Annotated in this window: 18 protein-coding genes; 7 read left to right on the forward strand and 11 right to left on the reverse strand. The window is 32.2% G+C overall.

Features of this window, described 5'->3' with window-relative positions; all coding sequences use genetic code 11:
• Positions 1 to 87 precede the first annotated feature (87 nt).
• A complete protein-coding gene (locus N1F78_RS14130) occupies positions 88 to 2,136 on the reverse strand; it encodes an HD family phosphohydrolase (RefSeq protein WP_406683815.1) in 2,049 nt (682 codons plus the stop codon).
• A 160-nt stretch (positions 2,137 to 2,296) separates the two neighbouring features.
• Here N1F78_RS14130 and N1F78_RS14135 point away from each other — a divergent pair, with 160 nt between their 5' ends.
• Positions 2,297 to 3,475 carry an acetyl-CoA C-acyltransferase gene (locus N1F78_RS14135; RefSeq protein ID WP_406683816.1) on the forward strand — a complete coding sequence of 393 codons (1,179 nt, stop codon included), beginning with the start codon at positions 2,297 to 2,299 and terminating at the stop codon, positions 3,473 to 3,475.
• Between the two features lie 9 nt (positions 3,476 to 3,484).
• The gene (locus tag N1F78_RS14140; RefSeq protein WP_406683817.1) at positions 3,485 to 4,234 is read left to right on the forward strand and encodes an NlpC/P60 family protein; all 750 of its coding nucleotides are present in this window, start codon (positions 3,485 to 3,487) and stop codon (positions 4,232 to 4,234) included.
• A gap of 50 nt (positions 4,235 to 4,284) precedes the next feature.
• On the opposite strand, the gene N1F78_RS14145 is transcribed toward N1F78_RS14140, so the two are convergent.
• Both N1F78_RS14145 and gyrA read right to left on the reverse strand, forming a co-directional pair.
• Entirely contained in the window at positions 4,285 to 5,538 is a 1,254-nt protein-coding gene (locus N1F78_RS14145) for a tetratricopeptide repeat protein (RefSeq protein ID WP_406683818.1), read from the reverse strand.
• Between the two features lie 16 nt (positions 5,539 to 5,554).
• Complete coding sequence (gene gyrA / locus N1F78_RS14150) at positions 5,555 to 8,116, reverse strand: DNA gyrase subunit A (RefSeq protein WP_406683819.1); 2,562 nt, start codon at positions 8,114 to 8,116, stop codon at positions 5,555 to 5,557.
• A gap of 260 nt (positions 8,117 to 8,376) precedes the next feature.
• Between gyrA and N1F78_RS14155 the strand changes: the two genes are divergently transcribed.
• Positions 8,377 to 10,923 carry an ATP-dependent Clp protease ATP-binding subunit gene (locus N1F78_RS14155; protein WP_406683820.1) on the forward strand — a complete coding sequence of 849 codons (2,547 nt, stop codon included), beginning with the start codon at positions 8,377 to 8,379 and terminating at the stop codon, positions 10,921 to 10,923.
• Positions 10,924 to 10,972: 49 nt separating this feature from the next.
• Here the strand turns inward: N1F78_RS14155 and N1F78_RS14160 are convergent, their stop codons facing one another.
• Together N1F78_RS14160 and N1F78_RS14165 are read right to left on the reverse strand one after the other, a co-directional pair.
• Positions 10,973 to 12,298, reverse strand: a complete 1,326-nt coding sequence (locus tag N1F78_RS14160) for an MFS transporter (RefSeq protein ID WP_406683821.1) — start codon at positions 12,296 to 12,298, stop codon at positions 10,973 to 10,975.
• A gap of 69 nt (positions 12,299 to 12,367) precedes the next feature.
• Positions 12,368 to 13,186 (reverse strand): M48 family metallopeptidase, encoded by an 819-nt coding sequence (locus tag N1F78_RS14165; protein ID WP_406683822.1) that lies wholly within the window; start codon positions 13,184 to 13,186, stop codon positions 12,368 to 12,370.
• A gap of 165 nt (positions 13,187 to 13,351) precedes the next feature.
• Here N1F78_RS14165 and msrB point away from each other — a divergent pair, with 165 nt between their 5' ends.
• Together msrB and N1F78_RS14175 are read left to right on the forward strand one after the other, a co-directional pair.
• Positions 13,352 to 13,831 carry a peptide-methionine (R)-S-oxide reductase MsrB gene (msrB, locus tag N1F78_RS14170; protein ID WP_406683823.1) on the forward strand — a complete coding sequence of 160 codons (480 nt, stop codon included), beginning with the start codon at positions 13,352 to 13,354 and terminating at the stop codon, positions 13,829 to 13,831.
• A gap of 14 nt (positions 13,832 to 13,845) precedes the next feature.
• Positions 13,846 to 14,397: a DUF1572 family protein gene (locus N1F78_RS14175; protein ID WP_406683824.1), complete on the forward strand. Its 552-nt coding sequence runs from the start codon at positions 13,846 to 13,848 to the stop codon at positions 14,395 to 14,397.
• Here the strand turns inward: N1F78_RS14175 and N1F78_RS14180 are convergent.
• Positions 14,392 to 15,675 carry an NAD(P)/FAD-dependent oxidoreductase gene (locus N1F78_RS14180; protein ID WP_406683825.1) on the reverse strand — a complete coding sequence of 428 codons (1,284 nt, stop codon included), beginning with the start codon at positions 15,673 to 15,675 and terminating at the stop codon, positions 14,392 to 14,394. The genes N1F78_RS14175 and N1F78_RS14180 overlap by 6 nt on opposite strands.
• A gap of 106 nt (positions 15,676 to 15,781) precedes the next feature.
• On the opposite strand from N1F78_RS14180, the gene lpdA reads away from it, so the two are divergent.
• Positions 15,782 to 17,158, forward strand: a complete 1,377-nt coding sequence (lpdA, locus tag N1F78_RS14185; protein WP_406683826.1) for a dihydrolipoyl dehydrogenase — start codon at positions 15,782 to 15,784, stop codon at positions 17,156 to 17,158.
• Positions 17,159 to 17,213: 55 nt separating this feature from the next.
• Here the strand turns inward: lpdA and N1F78_RS14190 are convergent, their stop codons facing one another.
• From N1F78_RS14190 to N1F78_RS14205, 4 genes are all read right to left on the reverse strand, one after another.
• Entirely contained in the window at positions 17,214 to 17,705 is a 492-nt protein-coding gene (locus tag N1F78_RS14190) for a hypothetical protein (protein ID WP_406683827.1), read from the reverse strand.
• A 1-nt stretch (position 17,706) separates the two neighbouring features.
• On the reverse strand, positions 17,707 to 18,123 hold the full coding sequence (aroQ, locus tag N1F78_RS14195) for a type II 3-dehydroquinate dehydratase (RefSeq protein WP_406683828.1): 417 nt from the start codon (positions 18,121 to 18,123) through the stop codon (positions 17,707 to 17,709).
• A 75-nt stretch (positions 18,124 to 18,198) separates the two neighbouring features.
• Entirely contained in the window at positions 18,199 to 18,705 is a 507-nt protein-coding gene (locus N1F78_RS14200) for an outer membrane beta-barrel protein (RefSeq protein ID WP_406683829.1), read from the reverse strand.
• Positions 18,706 to 18,890: 185 nt separating this feature from the next.
• Positions 18,891 to 19,493: an outer membrane beta-barrel protein gene (locus N1F78_RS14205; RefSeq protein WP_406683830.1), complete on the reverse strand. Its 603-nt coding sequence runs from the start codon at positions 19,491 to 19,493 to the stop codon at positions 18,891 to 18,893.
• Between the two features lie 163 nt (positions 19,494 to 19,656).
• Between N1F78_RS14205 and xerD the strand changes: the two genes are divergently transcribed.
• Positions 19,657 to 20,559 (forward strand): site-specific tyrosine recombinase XerD, encoded by a 903-nt coding sequence (gene xerD, locus N1F78_RS14210; protein WP_406683831.1) that lies wholly within the window; start codon positions 19,657 to 19,659, stop codon positions 20,557 to 20,559.
• Between the two features lie 38 nt (positions 20,560 to 20,597).
• On the opposite strand, the gene N1F78_RS14215 is transcribed toward xerD, so the two are convergent.
• The gene (locus N1F78_RS14215) at positions 20,598 to 21,158 is read right to left on the reverse strand and encodes a DUF3575 domain-containing protein (protein WP_406683832.1); all 561 of its coding nucleotides are present in this window, start codon (positions 21,156 to 21,158) and stop codon (positions 20,598 to 20,600) included.
• Positions 21,159 to 21,269: the final 111 nt, after the last annotated feature.

The raw sequence follows: 21,269 nt of genomic DNA on the forward strand, positions 1-21,269 counted from the left end.
TTAAATGAACTATGCAATAAAATTGCGGTTGCAAATGTAAATTAAACATAAGAAGAACGCAACTATTTTATTTAATTTTTTTAAAAATTATTCAGGATATTCAATACGCAAATGGTAAATATTTGCAAGCTTATGTTTTAGAACCTTTTTTATAGATTGAATTTCCTTAAAAGTAATATTCGCATTTAAAAATTGTCCTTCCTCAATTTGTTTATTTATTATATTTTCAACAAAATTATCAATTTTTGAAGAGGTTGGTTCTTTTAAACTTTTTGAAGCCGCTTCTATACTATCACACATCATTAAAATAGCCGTTTCTTTACTAAACGGTTTTGGTCCAGGATAACTAAAATCTGTTTTGTCAACATCTTCAAAATCCTCCTTCTCTTTCATATAAAAATAATAGACCACACTAGTGCCATGATGTGTTCTAATAAAATCAATGACTCTATCTGGAAGCTTATTTTTTCTAGCTATCTCTATACCATCAATTACATGGTTAATAATAATACTGGCACTTTCTTTTGAAGATAATTCATCATGCGGATTTATCCCTGTAGATTGATTTTCAGTAAAATATGTTGGGTTTTTCATTTTGCCTATATCGTGATATAGAGCCCCTACTCTAACCAACATAGCATTAGCGCCTATTTCATTTGCCGATGCCTCTGCTAAATTTGCAACATTTAGTGAATGATGAAATGTTCCAGGTGCCTTATTTGAAAGTTCTTTTAACAATTTTGAATTAGTATCAGACAATTCTAAAAGAGATACATCTGAAACCAACCCAAATAACTTTTCATAGGCATATATTAAAGGTTGAACAAATAAGGTAGCAAGACCACATAAAATAAACCAAATGAAAGTTTCCCATTTTAAAGTTTCAACACTCCCCTCATGAATTACAAAAAAGGCAAAATATGCAATGATGTAAATTAAAGTAATTTGACCAACAGATATAAATAAATTAGCACGCTTATATAATTCTGATACCGTTAAAATAGTTACAATTCCAGCAATAATTTGAAGGAACATATATTCATAGCTATTTGGCACAATAAAACCTAATAATAAAACAGTAAGCACATGTGTAAAAAGCCCTAACCTAGCATCAAAAAATGCTTTTAAAACCAATGGTAATACACAAATAGGAACTATATAAATATATTTAGAGTTGTAATTTACAACCAGGGTAGTAACAAAAATGAGTAATAAAACATTAAAAAATATAAATGTAACCTTGGTGTTGTTTTCATATACTTCTACCCTATATTTTCTTAAGAAAAGTAAAAGCATTAACATAGCCAAAGCCACTAACAGAGCATACGCAAACAACACCCAATTATAATTTGATTCACTCCATACTTGAGATTCATATTCAGATTGCAACGATTTTAAAACCTGATACTTATCTCCTTCTACAACCTCTCCCTTAGACACTATTAACGTGCCTTTTTCAATGCTGCCACGGGTATATGAAATTTTGTCCAATTCCTCTTGAAGAACTTTATCAGAGATTGACTTATCAAAAAACAAATTTGGCTCAACCAAATCAAAAAATAATGATGTAAAATTCCCCTTATACTCAATTAAATTATCATTACTTAAAACTCTAACAATTATTGAAGAAACTTCATTCTGTTTAATTAAATCTGAAAAAAGTGCGTCTTGCTTTTTTGTTCGATCATCAAGAATTACAACTGTTCTTTTCTCAGAGAAATTATGTGCTTCATTTAAAACACCAAAAGTATAAAGAATTGATATAATACGCTGTCCGGCATTATATAACTTTAATGATGTCTCGGGTTTTATAGAATCTGAAAAAACAGTATTAAAGTGATTATTGAAGTCATTATTTACTTTAGAGACAACATTAATATCTACGTTAAAATATAGTGCTGCATTTTCATTAATTTTTTGCTTTTCAATATTTATTTCATCATCAGTCTTTTTTATGGCAAAATCAAAAGGTGATAATAAATTTTCTGATTGCCATGGTTTACCCTTTTCAAAATTATATTTAAACTTTCCACTTTTGGGAAACAAATAAACAATTACAAAAGTAGTAGCTACAAATAGTAGTGCTTTATAAATTAAAGAGTGATTTCTGTATAATTTATTTATAAAGTCTTTCATGAAAAATGATATAGTTATTATCGGTTAATTAAATGATCTGTATATAGCTCTTTCAAATGTAGTAAATTCTTAGGTTTCCTGTTTTTTATAATAACACAATCATTCCAAATTCTATTAAAAATTGATTATTTTCGTTGCAAGTAATTGAAATGCTTTGAAAATGTATAAAGAAGTGGTTATTGTTTCTGCTGTTAGAACGCCAATAGGTAGTTTTATGGGAGCTTTATCAACTATTCCTGCTCCTAAGTTAGGTGCTATTGCAATTAAAGGCGCATTAAATAAAATTGGTCTTAAACCTGAATTGGTTGAGGAAGTTTTAATGGGTAATGTTGTTCAAGCTGGAACGGGTCAAGCCCCTGCAAGACAAGCTGCGATATACGCTGGAATTCCTAATAATGTTCCATGTACAACTATAAATAAAGTTTGTGCATCTGGCATGAAAACAGTTATGCAAGCTGCCCAGGCCATTAGTTTAGGCGATGCTGAAATTGTAGTTGCCGGAGGAATGGAAAATATGAGTTTAATACCTCATTATTTACATGCTCGTTTGGGCACGAAATTTGGTGCCACATCTTTAATAGATGGTATGCAAAAAGATGGATTAGTTGATGCATATGACCAAAATGTCATGGGTGTATGTGCTGATGCATGTGCTACTGAATATAATTTTACCAGAGAAGAGCAAGATACTTTTGCTATTCAATCTTACAAACGTTCTTCTAAGGCATGGGAATCAGGAAAATTTCTCAATGAAATTGTGCCTGTAGAAGTAACAAAACGCCGAGGAGAATCAGTTATAGTGAATCAGGATGAAGAGTTTTCTAATGTTAGATTAGATAAAATCCCTAATCTAAGGTCTGCTTTTACTAAAGAAGGTACTGTAACAGCTGCTAATGCCTCTACTATAAATGATGGAGCAGCAGCTTTAGTTTTAATGAGTTTAGAAAAAGCAAATGAACTGGCTTTAAAACCTTTAGCTACAATAAAAAGTTATGCAGATTCCGCACATGAACCAGAATGGTTTACTACAGCTCCTGCAAAAGCTTTACCAAAAGCATTAGCTAAGGCCAAATTAACAATAGAAGATATTGATTATTTTGAACTAAATGAAGCTTTTTCAGTAGTTGGTCTGGTAAATATGAAACTATTAGGCTTAACTGATTCTAATGTAAATGTAAATGGCGGTGCAGTGTCTTTAGGGCACCCACTTGGTTGTTCTGGAGCTAGAATTATAGTTACACTACTTAATATATTAGAACAAAACAATGCTAAACTTGGAGCAGCAGCTATTTGTAATGGTGGTGGTGGTGCATCTGCTATAATTTTAGAACGTAATTAAATTGATTTAATGCAGTACGGAATTTGTAGTTTAAGTATTGTTCCTTTAAGATGTGAACCCACCGATACTAGTGAACTTGTTTCTCAAGTATTATATGGTGATTTCTTTAAAGTGTTAGAGCAGCGAAAAAATTGGAGTAAAATACGAATAGCTTTTGATAAGTATGAAGGGTGGATAGACAACAAACAGTATCTTGAAATTTCTGAAGAAAACTATAAATGTTTAAATTCCGAACCCCCTAAACTCTCTTTTGATTTAGTTGAGTTTATTCAAGATTCCAATAATCAATTACATCCAATATTAATTGGCTCTACATTAAACGGATTATCCTTTTTAAATCATTCTTATGATGGTAATACTATAGAGGGCAATAAAAACAAATCAAATATCATTCAAACGTCATTTCTGTATATAAATTCACCTTATTTATGGGGAGGTAAAACGCCTTTTGGAATTGATTGTTCTGGATTTACTCAAATGGTCTATAAACTTAATGGTTATAAGTTATTTAGAGACGCTTCACAACAAGCTACACAAGGAGAAGCTTTAAGTTTTATTGAAGAAAGTGAACCTGGAGACTTGGCTTTTTTTGATAATTCTGAAGGTGTAATAACTCATGTGGGTATAATTATGAAAGACAATTATATTATTCATGCTCATGGAAAAGTTAGAATTGACAGGTTAGATCATTCTGGTATTTATAATATTGATAAGAAAACTCACACTCATAAGTTAAGAGTTATTAAGAAAATATTATAAAAAAAAGCCGCTTAAATAGCGGCTTTCTTTTTGTATACTTATACTGAGTTTTAATTTGCAGAAGCTTCAATAGCCTCTACCATTTCTTGCATACTTTTATAATTATCAGTTTCTCCCAAAATACTATAAATATTCATAAGTGTTTTTGCTGCACTTAAATTCTCTGGATCAACATCAAGAGCCTTAGTTAAATAAGGCACAGCCTCTTTGTAAAGTGCTTGTCTTTGCGCTCTTAGTTCTTCGTAGCGCTTATCATCTGCCGCTGAAGTTCCTAAACCATTCATTTCTTCAACAAGATCACCTTCTTGACCTAGAATGAGTGCAGATAAATTAATATAGGCATTAATATACTCCGGATCTAACTCTATAGCCTTTTCATAATGCGCTCTAGCCTGTTCCATTTGCCCAGATTCAGAGTTAATTACTCCTAAATTATATTGTAACTCCGGGTTTTTTGGATCCATAGATGTAGCTATTTCTAGAGCTTTTTTAAACTCCTCCATATTATCCATCTTATAATAAAGATTGGCTTCTGTTAAAATTAGATTTACATCATCAGGGCTTTCTGCTCTTGCATCTTTCAACGCCGTAATTGCTTTATCGTTATTTCCATTAGTTACATAAATAAGTGCAATATTCTTAACAATTTCAGGTTTTTTAGAAGCAGTGTTTTTTTCAAAAGGTTTAGAATGAGTACCAGCCGATACAGAAGCATTTCTCAATTCCTTACTTGAAAATGGTTCTTCTTTTTGAGTTTCCTTACTGATAGCAAAGTATTCTTTTGTTATACCTGTGTACCCCATATCTTTAAGGTTTTCATACATAACTAAAGCTCTGTCATATTCTTTTACATTAACAGCCGTTGCTGCGGCATAATAAAGAAACATAGTGTCTTGTTTAATTTCATATACCCTTTCAAAATATTTTGAAGCGTTTGAATAATCTTTACTCTCGTAAAAATCATTTCCTTTTTTTATAAGACTATTTCCAATTTCTTCCTTTAACCCAGTAATATCTGTAGCATAGGCGCTTTTTACATTACCAAAACTTTCCAAGGCTTTATCATAATCTTGCATTGTACCAGCTCCATTGGCATATAATGTTTTACCCTTCAGAAAATAAAACTTATCCTTAGTTTTATCATCCATTGCAGATAATAATGCTTCAGCTTGCGTTAATGAGGCTTTAGCTTCTGCAAAATTGTTTGCCTTTACTGCTTTTTCTAATGCTTTTACCTCTTTTTTCTGAGCAAAAGAAAAACTAATTGCAGTTAATAATAAGGCTGTAATAAATTGCTTTTTCATTTTAAATACTATTAAATTAATTATCAGTGTTATCTTCGTTTACAATATTATCAAGAGTTGTGCCATCCTCAGAAGCCCCTGTGTTTTCAGCTCCTTCCACATCATCTACATTTTCTTCATCATGCATTACTTTAGCGACGGCTGCAATTGAATCTGAATTTTTAAGGTTTATTAATTTAACCCCTTGAGTAGCTCTGCCCATAGTTCTTAAATTCTCTACTGCAAGCCTAATGGCGATTCCTGATTTATTAATAATCATTAAATCATCATTATCTGTGACACTTTTAATAGCTACTAAATTTCCTGTTTTATCAGTAATGGAAATAGTTTTAACGCCTTTTCCTCCCCTATTGGTAACCCTATAAACCGGTTCTCCATCTTCTGGGTCATCAATAAAAGTTCGTTTACCATATCCGTTTTCAGAAACTACCAATATGGTTTCCTCTAAAGGATTTTCAATTGCCAACATACCAATTACTTCATCTTCGGAATTAGCTAAAGTTATTCCTCTAACACCAGATGCACCTCTACCCATTGGTCTTGTTTTTGCTTCTTCAAATCTTATGGCTTTACCAGATTTAAGAGCTAACATTACCTGACTATTTCCAGTAGTTAATTTTGCTTCTAATAATTCATCATTATCCTTTATAGTAATGGCATTAATACCATTGGTTCTTGGACGAGAATATTGTTCTAAAGATGTTTTCTTAACCTGTCCATTTTTAGTAGCCATTATAACGTAATGACTATTTATATAATCAGAATCTTTTAAATCCTGAGTACAGATGAATGCCTTAACTTTATCGTCCTGTTCTATATTTATTAAGTTTTGAATAGCACGACCTTTTGATGTTTTACTACCTTCAGGGATTTCATAAACACGCATCCAGAAACATTTACCTTTTTGCGTAAAGAATAACATGTATTGATGATTGGTTCCAACAAATAAATGTTCTAAAAAGTCTTCATTTCTTGTTGTTGAAGCTTTCTGGCCAACTCCTCCTCTATTTTGGGTTTTATATTCCGTTAGGGAAGTACGTTTAATATAACCCGCATGAGAAATGGTAATAACTACCTTTTCATTTGGAATCATATCTTCAATACTTAAATCACCACCTGCATATTCAATTGTAGATCTACGTTCATCTCCATATTTATCTCTTACTACTTCTAATTCAGACTTAATGATATCCATTCTTCTATCTTTCTTATCAAGAATATCCTTTAAATCTTCAATAGTTTTCATCAACTCCTCATGTTCAGTCCGTAACTTATCTTGTTCTAAGCCAGTAAGCTGACGCAACCTCATTTCAACTATTGCTTTAGCTTGAATTTCAGTTAATTTAAATCGTTCTATTAACTTATTACGGGCTTCATCAGCATTGGCAGATGCCCTTATTAAAGCTATTACTTCATCAATATTATCAGAAGCAATTATTAATCCTTCTAAAATATGAGCTCTTTCCTCTGCTTTTCTTAATTCATATTTTGTTCTTTTTACTACAACATCGTGTCTGTGTTCAACAAAGTAATGAATAAGATCTTTTAAATTTAATAGCTGCGGCCTACCTTTTACCAGAGCTATATTATTTACACTAAAAGATGATTGAAGTGCTGTATATTTATAAAGTTTATTTAGTACAATGTTAGGAATAGCATCGCGTTTTAACACATAAACAATACGCATTCCTTTTCTATCAGATTCATCTCTAATAGTAGAAATTCCATCAAGCTTTTTATCGTTAATCAAGTCAGCTGTTTTCTTAATCATATCAGCTTTATTGACTTGATAAGGAATCTCATTGACTATAATACATTCACGTCCGTTAACCTCTTCAATATTAGCTTTTCCACGCAATACAATTCTACCCCGACCTGTTTGAAACGCTTCTTTTACACCGTCATATCCATATATCGTTCCTCCAGTTGGAAAGTCAGGAGCCTTAACGTATTTTATTAATTCATCTACATCAATGTCATTATCATCAATATAGGCAATAGTTCCATCAACTACTTCAGTTAAGTTGTGAGGTGGCATATTTGTAGCCATTCCAACTGCAATTCCTGAAGCTCCATTTACAAGCAGATTCGGAATCCTTGTTGGCAATACTGTCGGTTCTTGAAGAGTATCATCAAAATTAAGCTTGTGATCAACTGTTTCTTTGTCAATATCTGCCAACATATCTTCAGATATCTTCTGCATACGTGCTTCTGTATAACGCATTGCTGCAGGACTATCACCATCTATTGAACCAAAATTCCCTTGACCATCAACAAGTAAATAGCGTAAGCTCCATTCTTGAGCCATACGCACCATTGTATCATAAACCGAAGTATCTCCATGCGGATGATATTTACCTAAAACCTCTCCTACTATTCTTGCAGATTTTTTATGTGCCGAATTTGCTCTAACGCCTAACTCATGCATTCCATAAAGCACACGCCTATGAACTGGTTTTAAACCATCTCTTACGTCTGGTAAGGCACGTGACACAATGACCGACATTGAATAATCAATGTAAGCTGATTTCATTTCATCTTCAATGTTAATAGGTATCAATTTTTCTCCTTCTGCCATAAATAATTTAATTAGTTTTTAAGAATTTTTCAAAACATGCTAATATACGTATTTCATTAGTGCTAATAAGTGATGTAAGTCATTTTTTTAGGGTATTTTATTAACAATTTCACCCTAGTTTATCGTTAATAAGTATCTATCTAAATATTTTGATTTTTTAAAGTTTTTTTCGTCAATTAGCAATGTTAAGGAGAATAAAGGTATAGTTTTTGCCTTTAGTTAAGTATAATTAGTATTTTTAATGCAGAAAGGAGTTAATTATGGATGATAATTTTTCACCAAGAGTAAAAGATGTAATTGCATATAGTAAAGAAGAAGCTTTACGTTTGGGTCATGATTTTATTGGTACTGAACATTTAATGCTTGGTCTTTTGCGTGATGGTAATGGAAAAGCTATTAATATTTTAAATGCCCTAGATATAGATCTAAATCATTTAAGAAGGAAAGTAGAAATACTAAGTCCAGCAAACCCAAATATTACTATATCTTCAAACCAAAAGAAGAATTTACACTTAACAAGACAAGCAGAACGTGCTTTAAAAACTACCTTTTTGGAAGCAAAATTATTTCAAAGTACGTCTATTAATACAGCGCATTTACTTTTGTGCATTTTAAGAAATGAAAACGACCCCACTACCAAGCTTTTAAATAAGCTTAAAGTTGATTATGATAACGTTAAAGAACAATTTAAACTTATGATTACAAACGATAATGATTATATAGAACCAAAAGCAGAATCTTTTCAAGATGACACTCCAAATCCTGAAGATGAGTCTTCTAAAGATATTTTCAACCCTACCTCTGGTAAAACTAATAAGAAGTCTAAAACTCCTGTTCTAGACAATTTTGGGCGTGATTTAACCGCTCTTGCAGAAGAAGGCAAGCTTGACCCTGTTGTAGGAAGAGAAAAAGAAATACAGCGCGTCTCACAAATTTTAAGTAGAAGAAAGAAAAACAATCCACTCTTAATTGGTGAACCTGGTGTTGGAAAATCAGCAATTGCTGAAGGTTTAGCTCTTAGAATTGTAAAGCGAAAAGTTTCAAGAATCCTTTTCAATAAACGCGTTGTTACCTTAGATTTAGCAAGCTTAGTTGCTGGAACTAAATACAGAGGGCAATTTGAAGAACGCATGAAAGCTGTAATGAACGAGCTTGAAAAGAATGATGATGTCATTCTATTTATTGACGAAATTCATACCATTGTTGGAGCTGGTGGCGCAACTGGAAGCTTAGATGCTTCAAATATGTTTAAGCCTGCTTTAGCACGTGGGGAGATTCAATGTATTGGTGCCACAACACTAGATGAGTACAGACAATATATTGAAAAAGATGGTGCATTAGAGCGTCGGTTCCAGAAAGTTATTGTTGAACCAACCAGTGTTGAAGAGACTATTGAGATTTTAAATAACATTAAAGGTAAATATGAAGAGCACCATAATGTTGACTACACACCTGAAGCTATTGAAGCTTGTGTTAAATTAACGAATAGATATATGACTGAACGCTTCTTGCCAGACAAGGCTATTGATGCATTAGATGAAGCTGGTTCTCGTGTTCATATCACCAATATTGATGTTCCCAAACAAATTATAGAGCTTGAAAAACAACTGGAAGACATTAAGGAAACTAAAAATGCTGTAGTACGAAAACAAAAATATGAAGAAGCAGCTAAACTTAGAGATGATGAAAAACGCATTGAAAAAGAATTAGCCGTAGCTCAAGAAAAGTGGGAAGAAGACACCAAGCAGCATCGTGAAATTGTAACAGAAGACAATGTTGCCGATGTTATTTCTATGATGACAGGTGTTCCTGTAAATAGAATTGCCCAAACAGAAATCAATAAATTAGCCGAATTACCAAACCTAATTAAGGGAAAAGTAATTGGTCAAGATGAAGCGGTTTCAAAAGTTGTTAAGGCTATTCAGCGTAATCGCGCTGGGTTAAAAGACCCTAATAAACCCATTGGTTCTTTCATTTTCTTAGGTCAAACAGGTGTTGGTAAAACACAGTTAGCTAAAGTTTTATCAAGAGAGTTATTTGATAGCGAAGATTCTCTTGTTAGAATTGACATGAGTGAATACATGGAGAAATTTGCTATTTCCAGATTAATTGGCGCACCTCCAGGATATGTAGGATATGAGGAAGGCGGACAATTAACTGAAAAAGTTAGACGCAAGCCATATGCCGTTATTCTTTTAGATGAAATTGAAAAAGCTCATCCAGATGTATTTAACATGCTACTTCAGGTACTTGATGATGGTTATTTAACAGATAGTTTAGGTAGAAAAATAGATTTTAGAAACACAATAATTATAATGACTTCAAATATTGGCGCCAGAAGACTTAAAGATTTTGGAACTGGTGTTGGATTTGGTACTGCAGCTCAAAAAGCTCAAGAAGATGCTAATGCCAGAAGCGTTATTGAAAACGCATTGAAAAAATCATTTGCTCCTGAGTTTTTAAATAGAATTGATGATGTAGTTGTATTTAATGCATTAGAAAAAGAAGACATCAACAAAATTATTGATATTGAATTAGAGAAACTTTTAAAGCGCATCCAAGGTTTAGGTTATATATTGAAACTAACAAAAAACGCCAAAGATTATATTGCAGACAAGGGTTTTGATAAACAATATGGAGCAAGACCTCTTAAAAGAGCTATTCAAAAATACATTGAAGATGCTTTAGCAGAAGAAATTGTGGCTTCAAATATTCAAGATGGAGATAAAATAAAAATTGATTTAGATAAGCAATCTAATGAATTAAACATCACAGTTGAAAAAGCTGAAAAGCCCACTGAATCATAAAATTTATAGTATGCAAAAAAAGTCGTTCATGCTGAACGACTTTTTTTGTTTAAAATTCATAAACTCTTTTTGTTCTATACAGCAATATTAAGCCAACAATAAAAAAGGTTATTAAGAACAATATTGAATACCTCATACTTCCAGTTAATTCGGCTACAAAACCATACATAAACATACCTATTACTATACCTATTTTTTCAGAAACATCATAAAAACTAAAATATGAAGCAGTATCTTCAGTATTTAAAGGAATTAATTTGCTATAAGTAGATCTAGATAAAGATTGAACCCCTCCCATAACCAAACCTACACAAGCTGCTGTTATATAAAACTGAGTTGGTGTAATCACAAAATATGCATAGGCGCAAATTACAATCCATAAAAATATTACAGCTATTAAAGTTTTTATATTGCCATGTTTTTCAGAAAGTTTAGCTGTATAATTAGCACCTAATACCGCTATTAATTGTATTAACAATATACTTATTATTAATCCAGTCGTAGAATCCTGTTCACCCCAATCTAATTCTTCAACTGCAAAATAAGTAGCTGCAATCATAATAGTTTGTACAGCCATACTATAAACAAAAAAAGCACCCAAATACCTTTTTAGCACCTTATTAGTTTTAAGTGCTTCCCAAATTTTACGTAATTCTTTATATCCATGAATCACAACAGATCTTGTTACTTTTTGACCTTCATGCGTTCCTGTTGGTAAGTGCTTAAACGTATACTGAGCAAAACCCATCCACCAAACTCCAACAAGTATAAAAGCTATTCTTGTGGGAACCCCAGCATCTTCAAAACCAAATATATCATAATAAAGAATCATTACTAAATTGACCACCAATAGAATAACGCTGCCAATATAGCCCAATGAAAACCCCTTAGCACTTATTTTATCTTGCTGCTCTGGATATGCAATATCTGGTAAATATGAATTATAGAATACCAAACTACCCCAAAACCCCACCAACGCTAACAAATAACATAATAAACCAAAGAAAAGATTATCTAGAGAAAACCAATATAAACCTATACAAGATAAAGAACCCATGTAGCAAAAAAACTTCATGAAATTTTCTTTATTTCCAACGTAATCTGATATACCTGATAATATTGGTGAAATTATTGAAACAATTAAAAAGCTCAAAGCAGTGACATAGCTTATCAGAGAATCATTATTAAAATCTATTCCAAAAAAAGTTACGGTGTCACTTACTTTGTTACCATCTACATCTTTAATTATTGTTAATGCTCCATAAAAAATTGGAAAAACTGCAGATGATATCACCAAAGGATAAACCGAATTAGCCCAGTCATAAAAAGCCCAAGCATGAAGTAGTTTTTTACTACCTTTTTCTAATATTGCCATAAAAACAAAGCTGCTCTTTTATGAGCAGCTTCTAAAGTAATCAAATATTTTTTATTCCAGCTAACTAAATTATTCTCTAAATGTTGTAATTCCAAACTTAGCAGCTTCTTCTTTAGCTATTGGAGCTAATGTTTTTAAATTTGCTATTCTTGAGTCGTTTGATGGATGGGTGCTCAAAATTTCTGGTGGTGCATTTCCTCCACTATTAGCTTTCATTCTTTCCCATAATTTTGATGCTTCATCAGGGTTATAACCGGCTATAGCCATTAGGTAAACACCTATTTTATCAGCTTCAGTCTCATGAGATCTACTAAATGGCAGCATTACCCCTACTTGACTTCCTACTCCATAATATTGATTAAATGCATTTCTAGATTTTTCATCCTTAATTGCTACATTCCCCGCTATTGCCACTCCAGCTTGAATGTATGCTGCACTCATACGCTGTTGACCATGATTAGCTAAAGCATGGGCCACTTCATGCCCCATGATAGCTGCGACACCAGTTTCATTTTTAGCAATTGGTAAAATACCAGTATAAAAAACTATTTTCCCTCCAGGCATACACCAAGCATTCACAGTTTTATCATCAACCAAATTATACTCCCATTTGTAATCATTTAAATAGCCATGATGACCATTAGCATTTAACCATCGTTCAGCTGCAACAGCAATTCTCTGACCCACTCTAGTTATCATTTCTGAGTCTTTTGTCCCTGTTACCACTTTATTTTCAGTTAAAAACTGATCATATTGCGCAAAAGCTGTAGGGAATAGCTGAGAGTTTGGCACTAAAGCCATTGTCTTTTTTCCAGTAAATGGATTTGTAGCACAGGCAATACAAAATGCAATAACTCCTAATAATATTAAAGTATTCTTAAGTTTCATTTACGTAAGTTTATTTATTTATAAAAGTACAAAATTTGTATATCTATATATTTAAGACACCACATTTTTTTATTGGTCACTTTGAAATTTTAGATTTATTCATTCTAGAACGTTAAGTTTATAATCAATAATCGACTTAAGAGAAAGTATTTAATTTTATTTAAAATGAAAAAACTTTTAACTCTACTTGCGTTTTGCATTTTCTTAAGCTGTAATTCTTCTGCTCAAAAAGAAAGCAAAAAAAAGGAAATATTTAAAATTGTTAAAACTGATAGTGAATGGAAATCCCAACTAACAGATTTAGAATATTATGTACTTAGAAAAGCTGGTACTGAAAAGCGCTTCTCCAGTTCTCTAAATAAAAATTATAAAGAAGGTATCTATGTTTGTAAAGCTTGTGAAACCCCTTTATTTAAAAGTGACCATAAATATGATTCTGGTTCTGGATGGCCTAGTTTTGACCGCGAAATAAAAGGCAATGTTACTTTTTCTACAGATTACAAAATAGGAATGGCAAGAACCGAAGAACATTGCGCTACTTGTGGTGGACATTTAGGCCATGTTTTTAATGATGGTCCGAGAGAAACAACAGGAGAAAGGCATTGTATTAATGGTGTTGCATTAAAATTTATTCCGAAAGAATAGCTATCTTTAATTCCATGGAAACCTATTTATCTAGTATCACTAAGCAGTTTGAATATTACAAAAGTTTGGGTGATAAAACTTTGGATCAATTAAGTCTTGAAGCCATACAAAACGAAATATCCGAGGACTCTAATTCCGTTGCTATAATAGTAAAACACCTTTCCGGCAATATGCTTAGCAGATGGACTGATTTCTTAACCGAAGATGGTGAAAAAGAATGGCGTAAAAGAGATACTGAGTTTGAAGATTTATTTACCACTAAAGAGGAAATATTAGCCTATTGGAACAAAGGGTGGAATTGCTTATTCAATACAATTAACAACTTAAACAATAAAGATTTAGATAGTATTATTTATATTAGAAATCAAGGTCATACAGTTACTGAGGCTATAAACAGACAATTATCACATTACTCATATCATGTTGGACAAATAGTGTTTTTAGGAAAGGTGCTAAAAGGAAAAGATTGGAAATCGTTATCAATTCCAAGAGGACAATCAAAAAATTACAATAAGGAAAAATTCAGCAAAGAAAAAGACAGAATACACTTTACCGAAGATTTATAAATTATTTTTATTCTTAAAAGGACGAATTATTAAACGTGCTTCCCTATCAAATCTAATATAATTATAAACCCAGTTAACAAATACTACCATTCTGTTTCTGAACCCAATTAAAAAGAAAAGGTGTACAAACATCCAAACAAACCAAGCAAAAACTCCTTGAAACCTCCAATTTTTTAAATCTACAACTGCTTTATTTCTACCAATCGTAGCCATAGCTCCTTTATCTTTGTAAACAAAAGACTTTAAAGGTTTTTCTTCAATTAAATTTAATAAATTGTCTCCCAATTGCTCTCCTTGTTGAATAGCAGGTTGCGCCATCATAGGCAGGCCATTAGGGAAATCTTCTGCTTCCATATAAGCAATATCTCCAATAGCAAAAATATGCTCAAAACCTTTTACTTGACTAAATTTATTTACAATAACCCTATTACCTTTTGTTATAAAATCTTCACTATTTAAACCATTAATAGTAGCTCCTTTAACACCTGCTGCCCAAATAAGTGTGGCTGTTTCAAAAGTTAAATCGGTATTTGTTGTAGCTGTCTTACCATCATAATTAGTTACCCTAACATTTTTCCAGATATTTACCCCTAATTTCTCAAGAAAATCTTCAGCTTTTTGTGAGGCCTTACTACTCATTCCTTTTAAAATACAATCACCAGATTGTACTACATGAATTTGGGCTAAACGCGTATCTAAATCTGGATAATCTTTTGGTAAAATGCCTTTTTTAATTTCAGCTAAAGCGCCTGCTAGCTCAACACCTGTTGGTCCGCCACCAACAATAACGAAATTCATTAGTGCGTTGCGTTCATTTAAATCAGAAGTTAATAAGGCATCTTCAAAATTTTCTAAAATTAAACTCCTAAGATTAAGTGATTGTGGTATGGTCTTCATAGCCATACTATGTTTTTCAATCTCAGCATTACCAAAATAATTGGTTACAGACCCTGAAGCTATAACCAAATAGTCAAACTTTAAATTACCGATATTGGTTTTAACTTTATTTTTTTTAGAATCTATTTCATTAACATTAGCTAATCTAAAATAAAAATTAGGAAAGTCTTTCAGTATTTTTCTAATTGGATAAGCAATAGAATCTGGTTCTAATCCTCCCGTTGAAACCTGATAAAGCAAGGGTTGAAAAGTATGATAATTATGCTTGTCTAGTAAAACAACCTGAACCTCTTGCTTAGATAATTTTTTTGCTAAAGCTACTCCTGCAAAACCACCACCAATTATAACAACTCTAGGATAACTCGTTCTTGGGATATTCATATATTAATACTTGCATTGCAAAGGTAGTAAAAGATATAAATTTTATAGGGTTCTAAATTCGTTATTCAAAAACCATTTTGTAAATTTGCAGCCTAAATATTAACACATGAGTAAATACGATATTATAGTTCTTGGAAGTGGTCCTGGTGGGTATGTAACAGCAATTAGAGCTTCTCAATTAGGCTTTAAAACGGCAGTTGTAGAAAAAGAAAACTTAGGCGGTGTATGTTTAAATTGGGGTTGTATACCAACTAAAGCCCTGTTAAAATCCGCACAAGTATTTGAGTATCTGAAACATGCAGAAGATTATGGCTTAAAAGTTAAAGACGCTGAACATGATTTTGATGCAGTTGTAAAAAGAAGTCGTGGTGTTGCAGAAGGCATGAGCAAGGGTGTTCAATTTTTAATGAAAAAAAACAAAATTGATGTTATTGAAGGCTACGGAAAACTTAAACCTGGTAAAAAGGTTGATGTTGATGGAACTGAGTATAGTGCTGACAATATTATAATAGCAACTGGGGCGCGTTCTAGAGAATTACCTAGCTTACCGCAAGACGGCAAAAAAGTAATAGGTTACCGTGAAGCAATGAGCCTACCAAAACAACCAAAGAAAATGATTGTTGTTGGTTCTGGTGCTATTGGTGTTGAATTTGCTTATTTCTATAATTCTATTGGAACAGAGGTTACTGTAGTTGAATATTTACCTAACATTGTTCCTGTTGAAGATGCAGATGTGTCTAAACAATTAGAACGTTCTTTTAAAAAGAGTGGAATTAATATAATGACTTCTGCGGAAGTTACAAATGTTGATACTTCTGGTAAAGGTGTAAAAGCCACTGTCAAAACTAAAAAAGGCGAGGAAGTACTTGAGGCTGATGTTGTTTTATCTGCTGTTGGAATAAAGACTAATATTGAAAATATTGGCTTAGAAGATGTGGGTATTGTTGTTGATAGAGATAAGATTTTAGTAAATGATTTTTATCAAACTAATATACCTGGATATTATGCTATTGGTGATGTAACTCCTGGTCAAGCTTTAGCTCATGTTGCATCTGCAGAGGGAATCTTATGTGTTGAGAAACTTGCAGGACACCATGTTGAAGCTTTAGATTACGGAAACATTCCTGGGTGTACTTATTGTTCTCCTGAAATTGCTTCAGTTGGATTAACTGAACAACAAGCTAAAGACAAAGGTTTAGATATAAAAGTTGGAAAATTCCCATTCTCTGCATCTGGTAAAGCAAGTGCTGGAGGGAATAAAGACGGTTTTGTAAAAGTAATCTTTGACGCTAAATACGGCGAATGGTTAGGGTGCCACATGATTGGTGCAGGTGTTACAGATATGATTGCTGAAGCTGTTGTAGCTAGAAAACTAGAAACTACAGGTCATGATGTGTTAAAAGCAGTTCACCCTCACCCAACTATGAGTGAAGCGGTTATGGAAGCTGTTGCTGATGCTTATGATGAATGTATTCATATTTAATAAAGGCTTAATAAAACATAATTAAAAAAAGCGATTCAATTTTGAATCGCTTTTTTTATATTCTATAACCAATTCCTAAAAAAAGACTGTTGGGAGTAAGTTCTTTAAAGCCTAGAGCATATTTCACATGAAAATCTAAATTCTTAGTGATATTATATGATGTACTTAAATCTGCTCTAATTTTTAATTTATTAGAGAAGAAATCGAAAAAATAATTTATACTTGGGCCTATCAAAATATTCAGACCATGGGCCATTTCATATTTAACGTAAAAAGGCACATTTAAAAATTCGAAATCATTAAGAAGAATATATAACACCTCTGGTTGAACTGAATAAGTTTCGTCAATCTTTATATTGCAAAAAGCTCCAGTATAATAACCTGCATCAGAACCTGGAATAAAACCAAAATTAGATTCAGAAACTTTAAAAAAAGTTAAGTTCAGACCACCTTTAACTCCAAAGTAAGTTTTTGATTGTCCATTTATTGAAAAACATCCTAAAAAAAGAAGTATTATAAACTGAACAATCTTTGTCTTATATGACATTTTACAAGAAACTTTCTAATGCCAATTCATAACTCTGCAATCCAAACCCAAGAATAACACCCTTGGCATTGGGTGAAATATATGATTGATGTCTAAACTCTTCTCTACCAAATGTGTTTGAAATGTGAACTTCAACTACAGGAGTTTCAATACCCTTTATTGCATCTCCAATACCTATAGAAGTGTGTGTATAGGCTCCTGCATTCAAAATAACGCCATCATAACTAAAACCAACTTCATGAAGTTTATCAATCAGTTCTCCTTCAATATTTGATTGATAATAATCTAAGCTTACATTCGGATACTTTTGCTTTATTTCATCGTAAAACTCGGTAAATGTTAAACTTCCATAAATATTTGGCTCTCTTTTCCCTAACAAATTTAAGTTAGGACCATTAATGATGATTAGTTTTTTCATGGTGTAAATATATCTAAAATTAAGGCATAAAAAAAGGAAGCCTAATGACTTCCTTTTTCATTTAATTAAATATAATTAATCAATTCCAAATTCTATTCCCATGGAAACAATGTCCCAAGAACCACCATCTAAACTTACTCCTCTATATGCGGCAACAATATCAATTGCTTCACTAACACTATATTGAGCCCTAGGTGAATAATAAAAACCGCCACTACTATTTCCATTCCCCCCCAGTTCAAAAGCATAACCTATATCACCTCCTATGGTAAACTGATCACTTGCCCGAAACCGACCTGAAGCCGCAAGAGGGAGAAACTGCACATCATCAAACGAAACAGAAAACCCTCCAATAGTACTCTCATCTCCAAAAGAATGAGAATACCCTGTAGTCACACCCGCATCAAAATCATCAGATATTTCTAATATATACCCTAAATCAATTGCTATAGCAAAAGTAGCTAAATCCCCCGCATCTCCTATAGGTATACCTCCACTAATACCTGCCCTAAATTGACCTTGAGCATTAATACTTCCTATTGCAAAAGTTGCAATAACCGCAAAAAAGAATAATTTTTTCATGTTTGAAAATTTATAGTTAGTCTATCTAATTTACAAAATTTTTAATATATCATTAAAATATGACATTAATTACAAGATTTTTAATAAATAATTAGCGCAAATATTATAATTATCATATTTAAGAAGAAACAAAAAAGGAGTCATTAAAATAACTCCTTTAAAAATAATAATTACAAACTCTTAACTTAAAACCTTGCCTTTAGGCCAAAATTCAACCTATTTGTATTGAATTTTGCATTTAATGAGCTAATGTCATCAACTCCATCACGACTATCATTTAGGTTTTGATAAGACACCCCAGTATAACCTACACCAAGCACTAGCCATTCGTTAACAAAATAATCAACTCCAAGACCTGCGCTTACATCTAAACCGGTTTGTTTATAATCTGCCGTCTTATAGTTGTTACTCAAATAATTAACTCCAAAATCAACATATGGCAAAAGCCTATATTCATCACAATAAATGTATCTCAGATAGGGACCAACAGAAACACTATTCCATTTGTCTTCAAAACTTCCAGATTCACTTTTACTGGTTGAAAACCTACTTTCAACACCAAGTTCTAAATTATCAGACACAAAAGTCCCAAGTCTCGGAGCTAACTTAATCTCAGAATCTTTGATATCTCCCTGTGTTGAGGAGTTATAAGCAAACTTACCTCCTGCATTCCAATCTCCAGCGTTCCACCTTAGGGCGCCTTCATCTTCAGCAGCTGCATATTTAGTACATATACAGCTAGAAAGGGTCAAAATTGATAATACCGAAATAAACATTAGTTTTTTCATAATATAAAATTTTGTTTAGTTAATATCCATTAATTTACTCAAATTAATAATCATAACCAAATAATAACCAGTCTGTTACATTTTTTTGTATGGATTTTTATGAGATTTTTTTAACAAAATATTTTATAAATCATTAAATAATTTTATTCTATTTTTACTAAATATGAAATGGGAACAAGCACTTAAAGATTATAATTTATACTTAAAAATAGAACGCGGACTATCCGATAACTCTATAGATAATTATTCTCGTGATGTCACAAAACTTATTGGTTATCTTGAAAAAAATGCGATTAACTGTTCTCCAATTTCTGTTTCTGTAGAAATTATTAAACAATTTGTTTATGAAATTGCCAATGAAGTTAATGAACGTTCACAATCTAGAATTATTTCAGGTTTGCGTAGTTTTTTTAGCTATCTAGTTTTTGAAGACTACAGAAAAGAAAATCCGCTGGAACTCATTGAATCACCAAAAATTGGCAGAAAACTTCCTGATGTTTTAACAGAAAAAGAAATAGATACAATTATAGCTGCTATAGATTTCAGTAAGCCAGAGGGCGAGCGCAATAGAGCTATGTTAGAAACTCTTTATGGCTGTGGCTTACGTGTAAGTGAACTTGTTAATTTAAGAATATCCGATTTGTTTTTTAATGAAGGCTTTATAAAAGTAACTGGAAAAGGAGACAAACAAAGATTTGTTCCAATAGTTGATTCTACACAGAAATATATAAACATCTACAGGAAACACATAAGAAATCATTTAAGAATTCAACCTGGGTTTGAGGACACTCTATTCTTAAACAGACGAGGGAAGCAACTCACAAGAGCTATGGTATTTACCATAGTAAAGCAGTTAGCACAAAAAATAGATTTAAAAAAGAAGATTTCCCCACATACTTTTCGACATTCATTTGCTACTCATTTATTACAGAATGAGGCAGACTTGAGGTCCATTCAACTCATGCTAGGGCATGAAAGTATTACAACAACAGAAATATATGTTCATGTTGACAAAAGTCATTTAACTAAGGTAGTTGAAATGTATCATCCTAGAAAACAAAAATGACTATTAAAAACTAAGGTTAATGTTTCAAAAACTAACTACTATTTGAGTTTATAAACAACCATTAACCCTCCTCTATAGGGTAAAAACTCCCCACTTTTATTATAATTCTCAGCGCCATCCAAACGTTCTCCAGTTTCCAAAGAATACCCCTTATATGAAGCTTGTGAACTACCTCCTCCAACAAAGAGTTCCAAATTAAACCTATCGTTCAGTCTCCATTGGTAGCCTGTCGTTACACCAAATAATAAAGTATACCCTTCTTGATAATAATCAGTAGAAGAATATTGCCCTTTCTGCAACTTAAATTTTCCACCACCAACATGACCGCCTACAAAAAAACCATAACCAGCTTCTCTTGTATAATACCTAAACTCAGGAAAAAGCATTCCAAATTTATAGGGTTTACCATTTATCGTCCAAAAGGAGGCTGCCATATCTACCTGGAAAGTGGTTTTTTCTCCTATGTTAAATTCCACACCTAAGTTAGGAACAGCAGCTAAAGTTGTTATAGCATTCACTTTGATACTGGTTTGACTTTGTATAAATACTGGAGTACAAACAAATATTATAATTAGTATTCTTATTTTTTGATAAAACATATTGTACACTTTTAATATTACAGGGAGCAAATAATATTTCTTTATGAAAATACTAATTCATTAAGCTCCACAATTATTAATTCGATGATATATTGATATTTGCTGTTAACT

Source organism: Seonamhaeicola sp. MEBiC01930, from assembly GCF_045277075.1.
GTDB lineage: Bacteria > Bacteroidota > Bacteroidia > Flavobacteriales > Flavobacteriaceae > Seonamhaeicola.